This is a genomic window from Streptomyces sp. WAC05374 (genome assembly GCF_004353505.1).
GTDB lineage: Bacteria > Actinomycetota > Actinomycetes > Streptomycetales > Streptomycetaceae > Streptomyces.
This window is the reverse complement of the sequence record NZ_SMNQ01000001.1, coordinates 327,297-344,397: the sequence shown is the minus strand read 5'-3', so window position 1 is coordinate 344,397 and position 17,101 is coordinate 327,297. Positions and strand designations below refer to the sequence as shown.

11 protein-coding genes and 1 pseudogene are annotated in these 17,101 nt (G+C 73.4%); 6 read left to right on the top strand and 6 right to left on the bottom strand.

The genetic code is table 11. The features are described from left to right. Window positions 1-12 precede the first annotated feature (12 nt). Together E2B92_RS01645 and E2B92_RS01640 are read left to right on the top strand one after the other, a co-directional pair. Complete coding sequence (locus E2B92_RS01645; protein ID WP_126889069.1) at window positions 13-1,104, top strand: hypothetical protein; 1,092 nt, start codon at window positions 13-15, stop codon at window positions 1,102-1,104. Window positions 1,105-1,194: 90 nt separating this feature from the next. Continuing rightward, the gene (locus E2B92_RS01640) at window positions 1,195-1,548 is read left to right on the top strand and encodes a hypothetical protein (protein WP_126889070.1); all 354 of its coding nucleotides are present in this window, start codon (window positions 1,195-1,197) and stop codon (window positions 1,546-1,548) included. Window positions 1,549-1,608: 60 nt separating this feature from the next. Here the strand turns inward: E2B92_RS01640 and E2B92_RS01635 are convergent, their stop codons facing one another. Continuing rightward, entirely contained in the window at window positions 1,609-1,938 is a 330-nt protein-coding gene (locus tag E2B92_RS01635; RefSeq protein WP_126889071.1) for a MazG-like family protein, read from the bottom strand. A gap of 326 nt (window positions 1,939-2,264) precedes the next feature. Here E2B92_RS01635 and E2B92_RS01630 point away from each other — a divergent pair, with 326 nt between their 5' ends. Continuing rightward, window positions 2,265-4,499 carry a hypothetical protein gene (locus E2B92_RS01630; protein WP_126889348.1) on the top strand — a complete coding sequence of 745 codons (2,235 nt, stop codon included), beginning with the start codon at window positions 2,265-2,267 and terminating at the stop codon, window positions 4,497-4,499. A 45-nt stretch (window positions 4,500-4,544) separates the two neighbouring features. Here E2B92_RS01630 and E2B92_RS01625 read toward each other — a convergent pair whose 3' ends face one another. Continuing rightward, window positions 4,545-4,802 (bottom strand): EF-hand domain-containing protein, encoded by a 258-nt coding sequence (locus tag E2B92_RS01625; protein ID WP_126889347.1) that lies wholly within the window; start codon window positions 4,800-4,802, stop codon window positions 4,545-4,547. 715 nt (window positions 4,803-5,517) lie between these two features. On the opposite strand from E2B92_RS01625, the gene E2B92_RS01620 reads away from it, so the two are divergent. Next, on the top strand, window positions 5,518-6,999 hold the full coding sequence (locus E2B92_RS01620; protein WP_133087355.1) for an amino acid permease: 1,482 nt from the start codon (window positions 5,518-5,520) through the stop codon (window positions 6,997-6,999). A gap of 106 nt (window positions 7,000-7,105) precedes the next feature. Here the strand turns inward: E2B92_RS01620 and E2B92_RS01615 are convergent, their stop codons facing one another. After that, complete coding sequence (locus tag E2B92_RS01615; protein ID WP_160159725.1) at window positions 7,106-10,834, bottom strand: DUF4132 domain-containing protein; 3,729 nt, start codon at window positions 10,832-10,834, stop codon at window positions 7,106-7,108. A 193-nt stretch (window positions 10,835-11,027) separates the two neighbouring features. Next, entirely contained in the window at window positions 11,028-11,531 is a 504-nt protein-coding gene (locus E2B92_RS01610; protein WP_235023636.1) for a MarR family winged helix-turn-helix transcriptional regulator, read from the bottom strand. A 104-nt stretch (window positions 11,532-11,635) separates the two neighbouring features. On the opposite strand from E2B92_RS01610, the gene E2B92_RS01605 reads away from it, so the two are divergent. Further along, window positions 11,636-13,732, top strand: a complete 2,097-nt coding sequence (locus tag E2B92_RS01605; RefSeq protein WP_126886173.1) for an MMPL family transporter — start codon at window positions 11,636-11,638, stop codon at window positions 13,730-13,732. 19 nt (window positions 13,733-13,751) lie between these two features. Here E2B92_RS01605 and E2B92_RS01600 read toward each other — a convergent pair whose 3' ends face one another. After that, window positions 13,752-15,002, bottom strand: a complete 1,251-nt coding sequence (locus E2B92_RS01600; RefSeq protein WP_126886171.1) for an NAD(P)/FAD-dependent oxidoreductase — start codon at window positions 15,000-15,002, stop codon at window positions 13,752-13,754. A 134-nt stretch (window positions 15,003-15,136) separates the two neighbouring features. Beyond that, on the bottom strand, window positions 15,137-16,165 hold the full coding sequence (locus E2B92_RS01595) for a MerR family transcriptional regulator (protein ID WP_133087354.1): 1,029 nt from the start codon (window positions 16,163-16,165) through the stop codon (window positions 15,137-15,139). A 144-nt stretch (window positions 16,166-16,309) separates the two neighbouring features. On the opposite strand from E2B92_RS01595, the pseudogene E2B92_RS33205 reads away from it, so the two are divergent. After that, a pseudogene (locus E2B92_RS33205) lies at window positions 16,310-16,912 on the top strand (RNA polymerase sigma factor); the annotation flags it as partial. Window positions 16,913-17,101 lie beyond the last annotated feature (189 nt).

Here is a 17,101-nt window from a genome sequence, read left to right as displayed (position 1 = left end):
ACTGGTGGACCCATGGCTGACAGACCCGGACTCCGCGACCGCCGGAGGCGCAGCGCGCACGAGAAGGGCCTGTGGGAGCTCCGGGAGAGCCTCACCTCGCGCATCAGCGAACTCGAAGCGCTGCTCCGCGCCAAGACCGGGCGCGGCGAGCTGCCGGTGGAGGCCCAAGCGCTGGCGGACCAGGCGTTCAAGGAACTCGAGGAAGCCAGGAGCACCCTCCGCCACGACCACCGCCGGCGCATCCCGGCCGCACATCTGGCCGTGGCCCAGACGCGCTTCGACGTGGCGCACAACCTCATGCTCAGGATCGCCTCCCTGGACGAGGTCACCGCCATGATGCCCGGGCTGGTGGCCTACATCCGGGAGCACCTCCCCGTGAGCGACGAACGGAGGGTGCAGGTCGAGGAGATCGCCCTGGCCATCCGCAGCGGCTCCGCCCTCCATGAGGTACAGCGGGAGGTGGTCGTCGACGCGGTGGCCGTCGCCCGCCATTCCCATCTCCGCGAGAACCTCCGGGTCCGCAGCTTCACGTACGTCGTCTACGGCATGTCCGTCGCGCTCTCCGTCATCGTCGTCGTCCTGGGCGTCCTGGGTGCCATGGCCCCCGAAACCGTGCCCCTCTGTTTCCGGCCGGAGAAGATCGGAGTCGTCTGCCCCACGGAGAGCGACATGTCCGAGGGCAGCCGGGACCCCGACGGCGACATCGACGACCTCTACGCCACGGTCGCCTCCAGTTGGGACTACCCGGTCGTCCTCTTCATCGGAATCGTGGCGGCCGCCGTCGCCGCCGCCACATCCCTGCGGCGGATCAAAGGCACGTCCACCCCCTACAACGTCCCCGTGGCGCTCGCCCTGCTGAAACTGCCCACCGGTGCGCTCACCGCCGTACTGGGACTGCTGCTCATGCGCGGCGAGTTCGTCCCCGGGCTGCAAGCCCTCGACTCCTCGGCCCAGATCGTCGCCTGGGCCGTCATCTTCGGATACTCCCAGCAGTTGTTCACCAAACTCGTCGACAACCAGGCCCAGTCCGTCCTGAACTCCGTGGGAGGGCCGCACAGCACCCCCGGCAAGCCCACGCGCGACCCCCAGACGCCCGCCGCCTGAAACTCCCTGGCCGTCACGCCCGCACTGCCGGTACCGTCGGGGCCCCAGGCCGGCCGTACCAGCGGTCGCCGCGTACGGAGAGCGACACCCGTGACCAGCCGACGATCGACGACGACCCTGTGGCGGCCCACCGGCCCCGAGGAACTGCGGCTGGTCCAGGAGCTGGACTGGCGCGCCTGGCCGCCCCGGCTGCCGGAGCAGCCCATCTTCTATCCGGTCCTCAACGAGGACTACGCCGTCAGGATCGCCCGGGACTGGAACGTCAAGCACTCCGGCGCCGGTTACGTCACCCGGTTCGAGGTCGAGTCCGACTTCCTGCGCCGTTACCCGGTCCAGCAGGCAGGGGGACGGACGATCCTCGAGCTGTGGGTGCCCGCTGAGGAGCTCGACGACTTCAACGCGCACATCGTCGGCCGCATCCAGGTGGTCCACGAGTTCCACTGAGAGGGCGTACGGCGGTGACGTCACCCCCGGCTGCGGCGCGCAGCGGCGGGCGGCCGGGCCTCAGGCGGGCTCGTCCGGCAGGGCGCGCCGGACCAGGTGGCGGACCCGCTCGTCCAGCAGCCGTGCCCCGTCCCCGTTGATCGTGGCGAGCGCGACCATGCTCGTCACGATCACGTCGCACAACTCCTGCTCCACGTCCTGCCACGTGTGGGAGGCGCCCTTGCGCGGGTTGGCCCCGAGCGCCCCGTGCAGGGCCTCGGCGACCTCCCCGTACTCCTCGCCGATCTTGAGGACGCGCAGCAGCCGTACGTCTCCGGCCGTCGCCGGGGCGGCCTTCGCGTCCAGCCATTGCCGCAGCCGCTCCACGCCGTCCCACACGCTCCGGTCCATCCCGCCGTCCTCCCTGCCGTGCCCGACCCGCCCTGCCCGCCCTGCCGTGCCCGCCCTGCCCGCCGGGCCGGGGCGCCCTCCCGGACGCTGTCCACGAACCGGGCCGCGTACACCGGGGCGACGCCACCAGGTGCCCCGCCCCCCGGAAGGGCGCCACCGGGTGGCCACGCCCCGGGAGGGCGGCGCCACCCGCCCGGGCGCACGCCGCAGGTGAGCGCGGCCTCGCTGTGGTGGGCTGGGACCGGCGAGCCCGACCCGGTCACGGCCCGCCCTCATACGCGGCCGTCCCCGACACGCGGAGCCGGAGCAGAAGGAGTACACACCCCATGTCGATGATCACCGACCCGACGTCCCTGGACGGCCAGGCCCCCTCATCGATGGAGGTCGAACTCGAGGACATCGCCGCGCGGCAGGAGCTGGCCCAGCTCCAGGAGATGACCGCGGCCGCGGAGCTCGAGGGCGGCGAGCAGGCCGTACAGCTCCAGGCGCGAGTGGCCCAGCTCGAGGCGCACGCCGCGCTCAGGGCCACGGCCCATCCGGTCAAGCGCCTGGTGCGCGGCCGCTACCGCAGCGCCGGTACCGGAACCCAGCTCGAACTGCGCGTCGACGTGGACGGTGTCCGGCCCACCATGCGGCTGAGCGGCGACTTCTTCCAGAACAGCGGAGCCACCTCCACCTACGCCGGCTCCTTCGTCGTCGAGGCCCCGGTCATCACCCAGTCACCCGGCACGGTCACCCTTGAGGGGAAGGGCAGGTTCAGCTTCCCCATCGGCTCCCGGCACGTACGGGTGACCATTCCCCGCGGCACGGCGCTCCAGCCCCGGCCGGGCATCGCCACCGTGCAGTTCTCCACCGCGCAGGGCGCACCGCCCAGCGCCACCCACCTCTGCTCCTTCGTGTCACCGCACCTGCGCAGCGTGCAGCTCGAACAGGACTCCGTCGCGGGGACCGTGCCCTTCGTCTCGTACGACACCGGTTCGCTGCCCCGGCCGCCCTCCAGCCCGCCGCGCACCCTCACTGTGCCCAAGGCGTTCGAGGAGGCCGGCATCGAGGTCCAGGTGGCGGGGACGCCGAACGTCATCGACTTCGACGCGGCCGGCGCGGACGCGAGATGGGACCCCTCCGAACTGCACAACGCGATGGTGAACCACTTCAGCCTCTGGGAGGACGCCCCGCTCTGGCGGGTCTGGATGCTCGTGGCCACCGCCTTCGTACGGAGGGACACGCGCGGCATCATGTTCGACGGCGGCGGAACGTTCCAGCGGCAGGGCGCCGCGGTCTTCCACGACGTGATCAAGGGAACCGACCCCGCCAGCCGGCGGGCCCAGCTCCGCACCTACGTCCACGAGCTGGGCCACGCCTTCAACCTGCTGCACTCCTGGGACAAGAACATCGCCACCCCGCCGCAGCCCCTCGGACCCAACGGCGGCCTGGGCGACCTGTCCTGGATGAACTACGTGGGCCGGTACCAGCCCCCGCCCCCGGCACCCGGCGGCGAGGCCGCCTACTGGGCGGCGTTCCCGTTCCAGTTCACCGACAACGAGCTGATCCACCTCAGACACGGCTTCTACCGCGACGTGGCCATGGGCGGGAACCCCTTCACGACCGGCGCCGCCGAGATCGACGCCGACCTGTTCGGCGACCCGGTGGTCAACCACTCGGGCCTCGCCCTGGACATCCGGTCGCCCGGCGCCTTCCGGTACGGGCAGCCGGTCGTCGTGGAGCTCAAGCTGTCCACCACCGACATCAACGGGCGCTCCACACACGGCCACCTCGACCCCGAGGAGGGCTTCGTCACCATCGCCATCCGCACCCCCGCCGGCGACACCCGGATCTACCGGCCGCCGATGACGCGCTGCGTGGACCACTCGGAGGCACTCCGCCTCGACGGCGAGCGGCCCGCGCTCTACAGGAGCACGTACATCGGCTACGGCCAGGAGGGCCTGTACTTCCAGCAGCCGGGCCGCTACCGACTGCGCGCGCAGTACGTCGCCGCCGACGGCTCCCGCGTGCTCTCCCCGGTGCACCACATCACCGTCCGCTCGCCGCACAGCGACGAGGACGAGCACGTGGCCGAGCTGATGATGGGCGACGAGCAGGGCATGCTCTTCTACCTCCTCGGCTCCCACAGCGACGCGCTGCGACCGGGCCGCGACGCGCTGGAGGAGGTGCTCGAGCGCTATCCCGACCACCCCCTCGCCGTCTACCCGAGGCTGGTCAAGGGCGCGAACGCCTCCCGGGACTTCAAGTACCTGCCGGCGGACCGCAAGCCCTACGTCAAGGAAGCCGCCCCCGAGGAGAGCATCGACCAGCTCGGCAAGGTCGTCGACGCCACCGTGGAGAACCGGGGCGTGGACAACCTCACCCTGGGCTGGGTGATGAAGCGCCGGGCGCTGATGGAGGCCAGGACGGGCCGCGTCGAGCAGGCCCGGCGGACGGTGGACGACATGGTGAGCATCCTCAGCGGGAGGACGCGCAAACCCGCTGTCCGCCGCGACATCGAGGCGCGGGCCCAACGCCTGCGGGACACCCTGTCCGGCGACCACCGGTACGGGCCCTGAGCCCGGCGGCACGCACCCCCCACGTCGCGCCGTGGCGGCCGGCCCTCACCGCCAGCCGAAGCGGCGGTCCACCACGGCCGCGAACTCCTCCAGGGTCAGTACCGTGTCGCCGTTCTGGTCGGCGGAGTCGAACAGCGCGGAGGAGGCATCGGCGTCGCCCAGCCCCCAGAACGGCAGGTCCCCCGCCGCGGCCAGGGAGGGCCCCTTCGTCCGCAGCGCGGTGATCACCTCTTCGCGGGTGAGCGTCCCGTCCTCGTCGAGGTCGAGCGCCTCGAACAGCTTCCGGGCCTTGTCGCTGGTCACGTCGTGTGCGTCCTTCGAACGGAGGGCGGGACGGTCGCCCGCTCACCGGTGAGAACGCCTCCTGCGCCCCGCCGGTTCCCGGCCAGGGAAGGGGTTCTCCGCCGCCCCAGCGCGCCCACAGTGTCCGTGCCCAGTCGCCCGCTTCCGGACCCGGCCGCTCCGGTGCCGGCAGGGCGCCGGATGCCGTGTCGACGAGGTGCACGAGCATCCAGGCGAACGCCGTCCACCGATGCCGCCAGGCCCCAGCGGCGGAGGCCATGATCTCCTCTGCGCCGCTACAGTCCGTGCGCGATCACGTACCCGGGCCGGAAATTCGCCGGCGTCCGGAATCAGCCAATCGACCCACGCGGCGGAGGTGCCGGACCGGGTCCGCGAAACGGCGATGTGCGCGCGTCTTACCCCTCCATCCATGGGAAACATCCGCGGGAGTTCGCTCAACGGATGCTCAGATCCGAATAACGATCCGGTCACCGCCCCACCGCTTTTGCCTGGCCATGACCCTTCAAGCCTTGAACGACGTGGTCCGCGTCACAGTCGATCGTCACTCCCCGTGATACACCTTCCCGACCGCCTGCCGGACGACACCCATGTCCGCGCCGAGGCGCTGAGCCGACCGATCGTCGGCATGCAACTCCAGCAGTGTCCGGGGGATCGGAACCCGATCTGCCGCCGAGAGTGGCGGGGGTCGGTATGGAGCGGAAAGGCGCACCACAACATGACCTCAGCGCAGGTCGGCAAGCACAACGACGGCAACACGGCGGCGGGAGGCACTCCCGAAGAGGGGTATGAGCGCGGGCTCGGCAGCCGCCAGGTCCAGATGATCGCGATCGGCGGCGCCATCGGCGTGGGCCTCTTCCTGGGCGCGGGCGCGAACATCGCGAAGGCCGGACCCAGTCTCATCCTGATGTACGCCCTCGCGGGCGTGATCGTGTTCTTCATCATGCGGGCGCTCGGCGAGCTGCTCCTGTACCGCCCGGTGTCGGGGTCCTTCGCGGAGTACGCCCGGGAGTTCCTCGGCCCGTTCTTCGGGTTCGTGACCGGCTGGACGTACTGGCTCATGTGGGTCGTCACCGGCATGGCGGAGCTGACGGCCGCGGCGATCTACGTGAACTTCTGGTTCCCGCAGATTCCGCAGTGGGTGACCGCCCTGGTCTTCCTGCTGGTCCTGTACCTGGCCAACCTGATCTCGGTGAAGATCTTCGGCGAGATCGAGTTCTGGTTCTCGATGGTCAAGGTCACCGCGCTCATCGGCATGATCGTGATCGGTCTCGGTGTCGTCACCCTCGGCTTCAGCCAGGCCGGTGACACCGCGGCGGTCTCCAACATCTGGGCCCACGACGGGATCTTCCCCAACGGCATCGGCTCCAGCCTGATGACCCTCCAGGGCGTCATGTTCGCCTACCTCGCCGTCGAGCTGGTCGGCGTGACGGCGGGCGAGTCGGAGAACCCGGAGAAGACCCTCCCCAAGGCCATCAACACCCTGCCCTGGCGGATCATCGTCTTCTACGTCGGCGCGCTCAGCGTGATCCTGATGGTGGTCAAGTGGACCGAGTTCGAGGCGGGTGTGAGCCCGTTCGTCGCGGCCTTCGCGCAGATCGGCATCCCGGCCGGTGCGGCGATCGTCAACTTCGTCGTCCTGACCGCCGCACTGTCGTCCTGCAACTCCGGCATGTACTCCACGGGCCGCATGCTCCGTGACCTCGCCGCCAACGCCGAGGCGCCCAAGGCGCTCGGGAAGCTGAGCTCCACCAAGACCCCGGCCGTCGGCATCACCCTCTCCGTCGCCCTGATGGGCATCGGCGTGGTCCTCAACTACGTCGTGCCGGAGAAGGCGTTCGGTTACGTCACCTCCGTGGCCACCGCGGCGGGTATCTGGACCTGGCTGATGATCCTGGTCAGCCACATCCTCTACCGCCGTGCCGTCGTCGCGGGCCGCCTGCCCGCCTCGTCGTTCCCGGCGCCGGGCGGCACGGTGTGCAGTTGGATCGCCGTGGCGTTCCTGCTCATGGTCACCGGCCTCATCGCCATCGACCCGGACAGCCGTATATCGCTGTACGTGGGCGCCGGCTGGGCCGTGTGCCTGGGCATCGGCTGGGCGGTCCTCAAGGCCCGCAACCCGCAGCTCGCGGCCCGCGCGGCGGCCGCCGACGGCGACGGCGGGAAGTCGCTGGAGACGGCGGGCAGCCCGCGCGGCTGACCCGACCACCGCGACGAGGCGCCCCGGCAACCATGCCGGGGCGCCTCGCTGTTCCCCCGGGGGGCCCGCCCGCCCCCAACGACCCCGCCCCAGTGCGCGGTACCGCTCAGGCACCCCGCGGGCGCGCGGCCAGTTCCCGGCACTCGACGGCGGACCAGAGCACTCCCGCGAGACCGTCCACCACGTGCTCGTGCGTCACTTCGGGCAGCACCCGCCGTATCGCCTCGCCCAACTCCGACCAGACGCGCTGCGTGGTCTCATGGACGACCCTCGCCCCGGAACGGGCGCCGCGCAGCTCCCGTACCGAGGTGCGCGTCTCCGGCCCCACGGCGGCGAGCAGTTCCTCCGCCGTGGCGGTGTCGACCGTACGCAGCCGGGCGGACCCCTCTTCGTCGCGCGGGCGCAGCAGGTGCCACCAGCCCGGGGGCGGGGCGAACGGGGACCCCGCGACCCACCGCCCATTGCGGCGGCCGAACACTCCCCGGCCCGTCAGCGCCCAGGCCGCCACGACGTCGCCGCCGGGGCCCCGAAGCTCGCCGAACTCCTGGGCGGTGCCGCCCACACGGTGTACGGCGCGGTGCACGGTCCGGGGCCGGTCGTCGCCGGGGAACAGCACCGTCTCCCGGGCGGCGGGCTCCGCCGGGGACCGGACCCGGTCGGCCCCGTCGAACGGGACGGTGACGAACGCGCCGTCCTCCCAGCGCAGGCCCGTCTGCCACGGCTTGCGGTGGTCGTACGTCTCGTCCTGCCAGCGCGTGCGCAGCCCCGAGCCGTCCACGGCGACCGCCCGGCCGGCGCCCACCAGGAGCAGGGCGTCACCGCCGTCGCGTATCTCCGCCCAGTCACCCCTGTGCCACTGATCGCCGTCGCCGGGCCACCCCCACTCGTCTGGGATGCCGTCGCGCAGGGTCCGGGCCAGTGCCACGGCGGGCTCGATGGCGAGCAAATGCTCCGTCTCCACGGCGACATGCCGACGGGCCGCCGGAACGGCGAACGGCTCCAGGTCGCGCAGTGCCGTGTGGAGCGGCAGCACACCGCCCGCCGCTGCCCGGCGACCGTGCTCGCGCAGGCGACCGACGGCGAAGGCGCGCAGCGCCGGTCCGGCCATGAGCGTCCTGACGCGCCCTGGGTCCTGGACCAGCGGATGGGGCGGACGGGGGCTGAGTGACAGGCAGACGGACGGGTGCGCAAGTTCGGCCGTCAGCCGGGGCGCGAAGCGGTCGTCCCGGAGGACATGCGGGAGGTCGTCGCCCTTCGCGCGGCCGAGCCAGTTCACGAACCCGAGCGGTTCGGCCGCGTCCTCCCGCACCGGCACACCGGCCGCCAGCAGGGCGTCGAGCAGGCCGAGGTCCAGCCAGCGGTCACGCGCCGATGCCTGGGTGTCCGGCAGGCGCAGCACGGGCAGGGCCCGGAAGACCGCGCCCTCCGCGCGCAGCCGCGCACCGATCCCCGTGAGCAGCTCGTGAAGCCCGTCCACCGGCGGCCGCAGGCCCCGATAGCGCCGGGCGAAGCGGTCGAGCCAGGCGCACAGGTCCTCGGCGTCCACTGCGGCACCCGCCTCTCCGGTGCCGGCCGGTGCCGGTTCCCCGGTCGCGGTGAGGAGTGCGGCCGCACCCGTCTCGCGCAGCAGCCTCACCCATCCCGCCGCCGCCTCCGCGAGCGCCGCCCGCCCGCCGCCGGTGGGCGCCGCGGTTGCATGGAGCAGTTCCTCCGGCCCGACGGTGCCGTCCCGGAGCAGTGCCGTGAGGACCGGGGCCCACCCGTCCCAGACGTCCATCGTGGCCTCGTCCATGCCACCGTGCGACAACAGGCCGCGCAGCAGCACCCGGTGCTCCTCGTCCACCGGTGCCGTGCCCCCGGCGAAGTCCAGCAGGACCGGTGCGAACTCGGGCCTGGACGGCAGCCCCGCTCGGTGCCAGGACAGCACCAGCCGGCGGTAGCAGCGGGCCGCCCCCGGCGCGGGCAGACGCGCGACGAGGGCGTCGCGGTGGTCGGCCAGGGCACGCTTCGACACGGCGCCCGCCGCCGCACAGTCCACGAACGACTCGATCAGGGCGTCCTCGTCGATGAGTGCCCCGCTCCGGTTCTCCACCTCACGGGCGCGCGCGAACAGCGGCTGGGCCATGGCGGGACTGCCCGCGTCGGCGACGATCCGCGCGCCCTCCTCCAGAGCGGCGGTGACCAGACCCGGTGACTGCTTCTCCAGGGGCGTGACGGCCGCCTCCAGGCCCTTGGCCGCGCGCCCCGGCTTCGTGGCCGCGGTCACGCCGCACGCGCGGAGCTGTTTCAGCAGTCCGATCGCCCGGCGCGCGTCGGCGGGTTCGGCCCGGCAGACCCGGGCGAGGAAACCCGCCGGGGCGGACCGCACACGACCGACGACCTCACGACCGACGACCTCACGCCCGGCGACCTCACGCCCGGCGACCTCGCGCCCGGCGACCTCACGCCCGACGACCTCACGCCCGACGACCTCACGCCCGGCGACCTCGCGCCCGGCGACCTCACGCCCGGCGACCTCGCGCCCGGTGTCGTCACGCCGCCCGGCGTCCCCGGGCCCGGATTCCTCCTGCCCGGAGCCTGACTCGGCCAGGGGGACGAGACCGAGCACCCGCGCCACGGCGTCCTCGGCGCCGGCGGCCCGCCGGGGCACCAGCCGCACGATCCGGGCCCCTTCCTCCAGCCCCGCCCAGCCGTACCGGCACACGACGAGCGCGTCCTCGCCCGCGGCGGCGTCCGGCTCCGTACCCGGAGCGATGCCGCCCGCGTCGAGCAGCTCCGAGTCCTCCCACGCCCCGGGAGCCGTGCTGTCACCCACGCCCGAGCCTTCCCCGTCCGCGTTCTCGGCGCACCGGGCCAGGAACCTTTGGTACGCGGTGGACGCGTCGGGCCGGTCCTCCTGGCGGTAGCCACCGTCCCGGGCGTCGTACAGGTGGGCGACCGTCCGCATGCCCTCCGACCAGGCGACGAGCGGGATGTCGTCGTAGGCACCCGCCCCCTGCCGGGCCGTGCCGCGCGCGCCCCAGTACACGTCGTTCATCAGGGTGCCGCTCATGGGGCCCTGCCAGCGCAGGTCGATCCGCATGGCGTGACGCGTGCGGCCCGCGTACACGTCGAAGTGGGCGGTCTCCCCCCGGATGCGGCCGCCGAACCGGGACACGGCCCGTTCGAAGCGCGCCCCGCTGTCGAAGTCCGCCCCGTCGAAGGCGTCCACGCCCCGCCAGTCGTGCCGTGTCGCGGGCGCCGCACGGGGCCGCCACCACACCGTGCGGTGCAACTGCTCGACGCCCTGCTCGCCCCCGTACGCGTCCAGGAGGGAGCGCCAGCGCTCGAGCTGTCCCCGTCCCTCGGGGTCGAGCAGCACCGGGTGAGGGATCGTCACCAGCGGTTCCTCGAGGTACAGCTCCCCCTCGGGCGACACCACCCGCAGCCCCCGCACCGGGTCGCCTCCGGCCCGGACGAGCAGCCCGGCGCGAGCGACGTCCGCCGAGCCGTCCGGCCGGTACGGCGCGACGACCGCGTGGCGCAGGACGCGCTGCCAGTAAGGGTCCGGCCACACGGCGTGCAGCAGCCTCGCCGGCAGCGGCAGGGAGCGCGTCATCCACCGCTCCGCCTGCGACCGGGCGTGTGCCGCGTGCTCGGCCAGCCAGTCGGCCAGTGCCTGGAGCAGATCTGCCTCGTCGCTCTTGCGCACGGGAGCGGGGACCTTCTTGAGGACCCGCCCCGCCGCGTTCCGGCACACGAGTGCGGGGCGCGGCTCCGCGTACGGGTCCAGCGCCACGTCATACGCCGCGCGCCCGGACTCCCCCTCCGTGCCGTCGACCGCCACCCACTCCATCGCCGTACCCCCCGTTCGTCGAGCAACCGGCGGCATGGCGCACCGCCGTACGCCGGCATCCGTCGCGGACGAAGGCCGACGTGATCACTGTAGGGCCGGCCACTGACAACGCCTCGCGGGCCACTGACACCCCCTCACCGGCCCGCGCCCCGCCTCGCGGGCCCGAGGCCCCAGGGCGGGGGAGGGGGTCTGCTCAGCCGGCGTCGCGGCGCAGCAGGGCCAGCTCCCGGTTCATCTCGGTGAGGAACCGGACGACCACCGCCAGCTCGTCGGGCGTGAACCGGCCGCGTGCCGCGTCGGTGCCGCGGGCCAGCGGGCGGAAGTAGTCCCGGGCGATGCCCTTGGCCGCCTCGGCGTAGTGCAGGTGCACCACCCGCCGGTCGTCGACGGCCCGGACGCGCCGGATGTGGCCCGCCTTCTCCAGCCGGTCGACGCACGCGGTCACCGCGCCCGACGTCAGGTTGAGCTGCCGCCGCAGCCGCCCGGGCGTCATGGGTTCGTCCTCGTCGTCCGCGTCGGCGTCCAGGATCGCGATCAGTGCCTGCACGTCGGTGAGGTGCAGCCCCTGCGCCTGGGCGAATTCCTGGGCGATGCGGTTGAACTCGGCGTTCATCCGGCGCAGGAGCACCGCGAAGGCCTGCAACCCCGTCGGGTCGTCCCCCGGAAGTAGGGGCAAGGGTACGCCGGAGCCGCTCATGGCATCAGTATAGGATCACTCAATCATTGAGATACTTAATGAATGGCTTACCCGATCCGGGTGACTCTCCTACCGACTCATCCGTCCAACCGCTGGGACTGCTCATGAAAACCGCACAGCGCCGGGCCCGATGGCTCGTGCCCCTCGTACTGCTCCTCGTCTGGCTCGGTATCGGCGGGACGCTGGGGCCCTACGCGGGCAAGCTGGGCGAGGTGGCCACCAACGACCAGGCCGCCTTCCTGCCGCGCAGCGCCGAATCCACCCAGGTGCTGGAGGCCCGCAGGGCCTTCGACCGGGCGGAGACGCTGCCGGCCATCGTGGTCTGGACGGCGGACGGGGACCGGGTCAGTGAGGCCCAGCGGGCCGCCGCGACACGCGCCGTCACCGCGCTCGCCGGGGACACCGGTGTCGTGGGCCGGCCGTCACCCGCGCTCCCGTCCGACGACGGGAAGGCCCTCCAGGCGGTGGTTCCCCTGGAGCCGGGCCTGGGCGACGAGTTGCCGGCGGTCCTCGACCAGGTGCGGCGAGCCGCCGACGGTGTGCCGGACACCACCGCGCGGATCGCCGGCCCGGCGGCGAGCCAGGCCGACCTTTCGGACGCGTTCTCCGGCATCGACGGCCTGCTTTTGGCGGTGGCGCTCGGCGCCGTGCTGGTCATCCTGCTGCTCGTCTACCGCAGCGTCCTGCTGCCGTTCCTCATCATCATCGGCTCCGTGTTCGCCCTGGGGCTCGCGTGTGCCGTGGTGTACGCACTCGCCGACCGGAACGTCGTCCGGGTGGACGGCCAGGTGCAGGGCATCCTCTCCATCCTGGTGATCGGCGCCGCCACCGACTACGCGCTGCTGCTGACCGCCCGCTTCCGGGAGGAACTCGCCGTACGCGGTGACCGCGTCGCGGCCGCGGTGGCGGCGGTCCGCAGGTCGGCCGGCGCGATCACCGCCAGCGCCGCCACCGTGGCCCTGGGGCTGCTCGCCCTGCTCGCCAGCGACCTCACCAACAACCGCGCCCTCGGGCCGGTCGGTGCCATCGGCATCGTGTGCGCCGTGCTGTCCTCGCTCACCTTCCTGCCGGCCGTCCTGGCCCTGCTGGGCCGGTCCGCCTTCTGGCCCTCCCGCCCGAAGGCGTCCGACGCGACCGTGGAGGGGCACGCCGTGTGGCGCCGCGTCGCGGCGAAGGTGGACGCCAGGCCGCGCCGGGTGTGGCTGGTGACCGCGCTGGTCCTCGGCGTGTTCGCGGCGTTCGCCCCGTCGCTGACGTCCAAGGGCGTACCGCTCGACGAGATCTTCGTCCGCGACGCGCCCTCGGTCACCGCCCAGGAGACGCTCGGCCGGCACTTCCCGGGCGGCTCCGGCAACCCTGCCGTCATCATCGCCGACGCCGACCGCGCGGAGCAGGTGACCGCCGCGGCGAGGAACACCGGGGGAGTGGCCTCGGTGACCGCGTTCTCCGGGGCCGGGCGCCCGGGCAGCGGTGAACCGCTGGTCGTCGACGGACGCGTACGCATCGACGCCACCCTTGAGGCGGCGGCCGACAGCGACGCCGCCAAGGAGACCGTCCAGCGGCTGCGCGACACGGTGCACGCGGTGCCCGACGCCGACGCGCTCGTCGGCGGGTACACGGCCCAGCAGTACGACACCCAGCAGACCGCGGCCCGGGACCAGGGCGTGATCGTCCCGGTCGTCCTCGGCATCATCCTGCTGATCCTGGTCGTTCTGCTGCGCTCCCTGCTGGTGCCCGTGCTGCTGGTGGCGACCGTGGGGCTCAACTTCCTCGCCACGCTCGGCGTGTCCGCCCTGGTCTTCGAGCACCTCCTCGGATTCAGCGGTACGGACGCGTCGGTGCCCCTGTACGGGTTCGTGTTCCTGGTCGCGCTCGGCGTGGACTACAACATCTTCCTGATGTCCCGGGTCCGGGAGGAGGCGCTCACGCACGGCCCCCGGCAGGGCGTCCTGCGCGGACTGACGACCACCGGAGGGGTCATCACCTCGGCCGGTGTGGTGCTCGCCGTCACCTTCGCGGCCCTGATGGTGATCCCCCTGGCCTTCCTGGTCCAGATCGCCTTCATCGTGGCCTTCGGCGTCCTGCTCGACACCCTCGTGGTCCGCTCCCTCCTGGTGCCCGCGCTGGTCATCGACATCGGGCCCCGGGCATGGTGGCCCACCTCCTTCGGCCGGGAAAGCGTTGAACGCCCGGCGACGTAGGGGCGGCGCCGGGTCTGGCTCAGCCCGGCAGCAGCGGGTCGGCCAGCACCTCGCGGGCGGCCCGCGCCCCCGACGCCAGCGCGCCCTGCACCGAACCGGTCGCCCGGTGGTCCCCGCACACATAACGGCCCGGCCCGAAGCGGGTGGTGCGGCTCAGCGGCCACGGCGGCCGCATCACGGGCAGGGCGCCCTCGACCGTCCGGACGGCGACCCGGTGCCAGTCACCGGTGTCCGTCGCGTACAGCTCGGACAGGCGCCGCAGCACCGCATCGCCCGCACCGGGCCGGTCCGGGCCCAGCACGGACGTGGAGACCAGTGAGGTGCCGGCCGGGGCGTACGTACGCGTCACCTCGGTCAGCACGCAGGTGTTCAGGACCGCGCCGGAGTCGTCCACCACCAGGGTCGGCTCCGCCAGGGGCGTGTGCGGCGCCGCGTGGTAGTACGTGGTCACCGTGCGGCCGTCCGGTACGGGCAGCCCCGGCAGCAGTCGCGCCGCCGTGGCGGCGTCCGTCGCCACCACGACCGTGGCGGCCGGCACCTCCCCTCCGTCCGACAGCAGCACCCCCGACGGGGTGATCTCGGCGACGGGCGTCTCCAGCCGCAGCACGCCCTCGGGCAGGCCCTCGGCGAGCTGGGCCGGTACGGCGCCGATGCCGTCGGCGGGCAGGCAGAGCGTTCCCCTCACCATGCTGCGCCAGACCAGGTGGAAGAAACGGGCGGACGTCTCGAGCCGGTCCTCCAGGAACACACCGGACAGGAAGGGCCGCAGCACCCGCTCGACCGTCGCGTCCGACACCCCGGCCCGGGACAGGGCGGCAGCGGTCGAGCCGTCCGGACGCCGCTTGACGAGACCCGCCGGTGGCAGCGCGTCCCGTGCGGTGAGCGCGGCCAGCGCCGCGAGGTCCCGCGCCGGAAGGACCCGCCCCAAAAGCAGCGAGGCGGCCGAACCCGGCCGCCTCGTGGGGTCGGAGAGGCGGACCGGCCCGGTCGGAGAGGGGAGGACGAGGCCGGGAGTGAAGGGCCGCAGCCGCAGGCGCCGAAGGTCCAGACGCCGCCTGACCTGCGGATAGGAGGTGTTGAACACCTGGAACCCGCGGTCCAGCAGGAACCCGTCGCGCCGGTCCGTGCGCATCCGGCCGCCCACGCCGTCGGACGCCTCCAGCAGAACCACCCGCCGCCCGGCGCGGCCGAGGTCCAGGGCACAGGCGAGGCCAGCGAGACCGGCGCCCACGACGACGGTGTCCGGTCGGCCGTGATGATGCGTGGTCATGCTCCTCCTCCGTCGGCGCCCGCCCGCGGCGAGCGGGGCCGTGGTGAGCCGTAGGCGCCCGCCCGCGGCGAGGGGGGCCGTGGTGGGCGGGCGCGGGACCCGCGCGAACGGCTCGACGCGGCCCGTCGTCACGCCTACCCCGTAGCGCGCCCCTCGTCACGCCAGGGAGGAGCCGCGGACCGGGGCACCAGGGACTCCACCGCCGCGACCGCCTCCGCCAGTCCCGCCGGACGGCGCAGCCCCGGTACGGCGCGGCCCGCCCAGCCGGGCCCGAGCGTGAGGACGGCCGCCTTCCTCCGCGCGCCGCGCACGCCCCACTCCATCGCCGCCACGTGCTCGGCGAGCGGCCGGCTGGCGGTGGTACGGGACTGGGCCCACAGCCCCACAGCGGCCGGCCCTGTTCTGCGTACCGCCGCTATGAGGGACTCGACCGGCAGGGCGCCGCCGAACATCCGTACCGGGACGTCGCGTTCGGCGAGTGCGGCGGCGAGCACCTCCAGCGGCAGCGTGTGGTTCTCCCCGGGCACGCAGGCGAGCACCACGGTCGCGCCGGGACGGTCGGCCACCACCGGCGGGGCACAGCGCCGCAGCGCACCGGAGACGTGCCAGGACAGGAAGTGCTCGACCTCGACGTACCTCTCACCCGAGCTCTCCCACTTGCGGCCCACCGCCTGCAACGTCGGCATGATCACCTCCGTCCAGGCGGTGACCAGCCCGTACTCGTCGATCGCACTCGCCAGCAGCCGCTCCAGGGTGGCGGCGTCCAGGCGCAGCGCCGCGCGGGCGACGCCCTTGCACTCCTGGCGCACGTCCCCCAGCCGCAGGCCGCTGCCGGCCCGACTGCGCGCACGCACCGGCGGGCGGGGCGGCGGTGCGGGGGCGGGCGGCGTCCGGGCAGGGGCCGGCGGCTCTTCCGTCCTCACCACGCGCGCGGCCTCGGCGGGCGGCACGCCGGTCGCCGTCAGGGCGCACATGCGCTCCAGACGCGCCACGTCCGCGGGGGTCCACCGGCGGTGGCTGCCGCCGGTGTGCTCCTCGGGCCCGAGGCCGTAACGGCGGTCCCAGGTACGGACGGTGGTGGGCGCGACTCCCAGGCGCCTGGCCACCTCCCCGGTGGTCAGTCCGCCGCCGCTCCTGTTCCCGTCGCCCCTTTCGCGCGCCATGCCTCCAGCTTACGACGCACAAACGACGCATGTTGTCTGCGTCGCTTTGGTGCTCCAAGACTGGACGTACGGCACGTACGACGACCCGCTCCCTGGCGGACGGCCTTCCGCCCCCGAAGGGGACACAGGCAGGAGGAAAAGGCCATGAGCAGCACGGACACGCGCAGCACCCGCTCCCGCACCCCGTCCACGGGCACGCCCGCGGCGGCGGAGAGGGTGTACGAGGACGAACTGGGCCGCGCCCTCCGGGCCGCCGACGAGGACGCCTTCGCGGTGATCTACCGGCGGTGGGGGCCGCTCGTGCGCACCATGGCGACCCGGTCCCTGGGCGACGCCGATGAGGCCGAGGACGTGACACAGCAGGTGTTCATAGGCGCGTGGCGGGGACGGGCCGGCTTCCATCCGGAGCGGGGCCCGCTCGGCGCATGGCTCGTCGGCATCACCCGGCGCAAGATCGTCGACGCGCTGTCGGCCAGGACCAGGCGCCTGGAGCTGGTCGGCTCGGCGGCGCGCGGCGCCCGTCCGGGGCTCGCCGACGGAGTGCAGGAGGAGGTCCTGGACCGGGTTCTCATCGTGCACGAGATGTCACGGCTGTCGCGCGACCAGCGAGACGTGCTGTGCCTGGCCTTCTTCGAGGACCTGACGCAGGCGCAGATCGCGGAACGGACCGGGATGCCCCTCGGCACCGTCAAGAGCCACGCCCGCCGTGGCCTGAACCTCCTGCGCCGGGGCATCGAACAGGGCCGGGGCGGCGGCGTCCCCGGACGCGTACCGGCACGGCGAGCGGCGCCGCCCGCACCCCCGGCGCGGCCCGCGTCCCCCGCGCGACCTCCGTCCCCCGCGCGGCTCTCGTCCGCAGTGCCGCGCACGACCGCCGTGCCGCCCGTGTCCACCGCACCACGGGCGTCCACCGCACCACAGGCGCCCTCGGCATCA

Bases quoted from the DNA above. Each gene is read 5' to 3' on its own strand.
- E2B92_RS01645 (WP_126889069.1), top strand. From the start codon at position 13: ATGGCTGACAGACCCGGACTCCGCGACCGCCGGAGGCGCAGCGCGCAC.
- E2B92_RS01635 (WP_126889071.1), bottom strand. From the start codon at position 1,938: ATGGACCGGAGCGTGTGGGACGGCGTGGAGCGGCTGCGGCAATGGCTG.
- E2B92_RS01630 (WP_126889348.1), top strand. From the start codon at position 2,265: ATGTCGATGATCACCGACCCGACGTCCCTGGACGGCCAGGCCCCCTCA.
- E2B92_RS01620 (WP_133087355.1), top strand. From the start codon at position 5,518: ATGACCTCAGCGCAGGTCGGCAAGCACAACGACGGCAACACGGCGGCG.
- E2B92_RS01615 (WP_160159725.1), bottom strand. From the start codon at position 10,834: ATGGAGTGGGTGGCGGTCGACGGCACGGAGGGGGAGTCCGGGCGCGCG.
- E2B92_RS01610 (WP_235023636.1), bottom strand. From the start codon at position 11,531: ATGAGCGGCTCCGGCGTACCCTTGCCCCTACTTCCGGGGGACGACCCG.
- E2B92_RS01605 (WP_126886173.1), top strand. From the start codon at position 11,636: ATGAAAACCGCACAGCGCCGGGCCCGATGGCTCGTGCCCCTCGTACTG.
- E2B92_RS01600 (WP_126886171.1), bottom strand. From the start codon at position 15,002: ATGACCACGCATCATCACGGCCGACCGGACACCGTCGTCGTGGGCGCC.
- E2B92_RS01595 (WP_133087354.1), bottom strand. From the start codon at position 16,165: ATGGCGCGCGAAAGGGGCGACGGGAACAGGAGCGGCGGCGGACTGACC.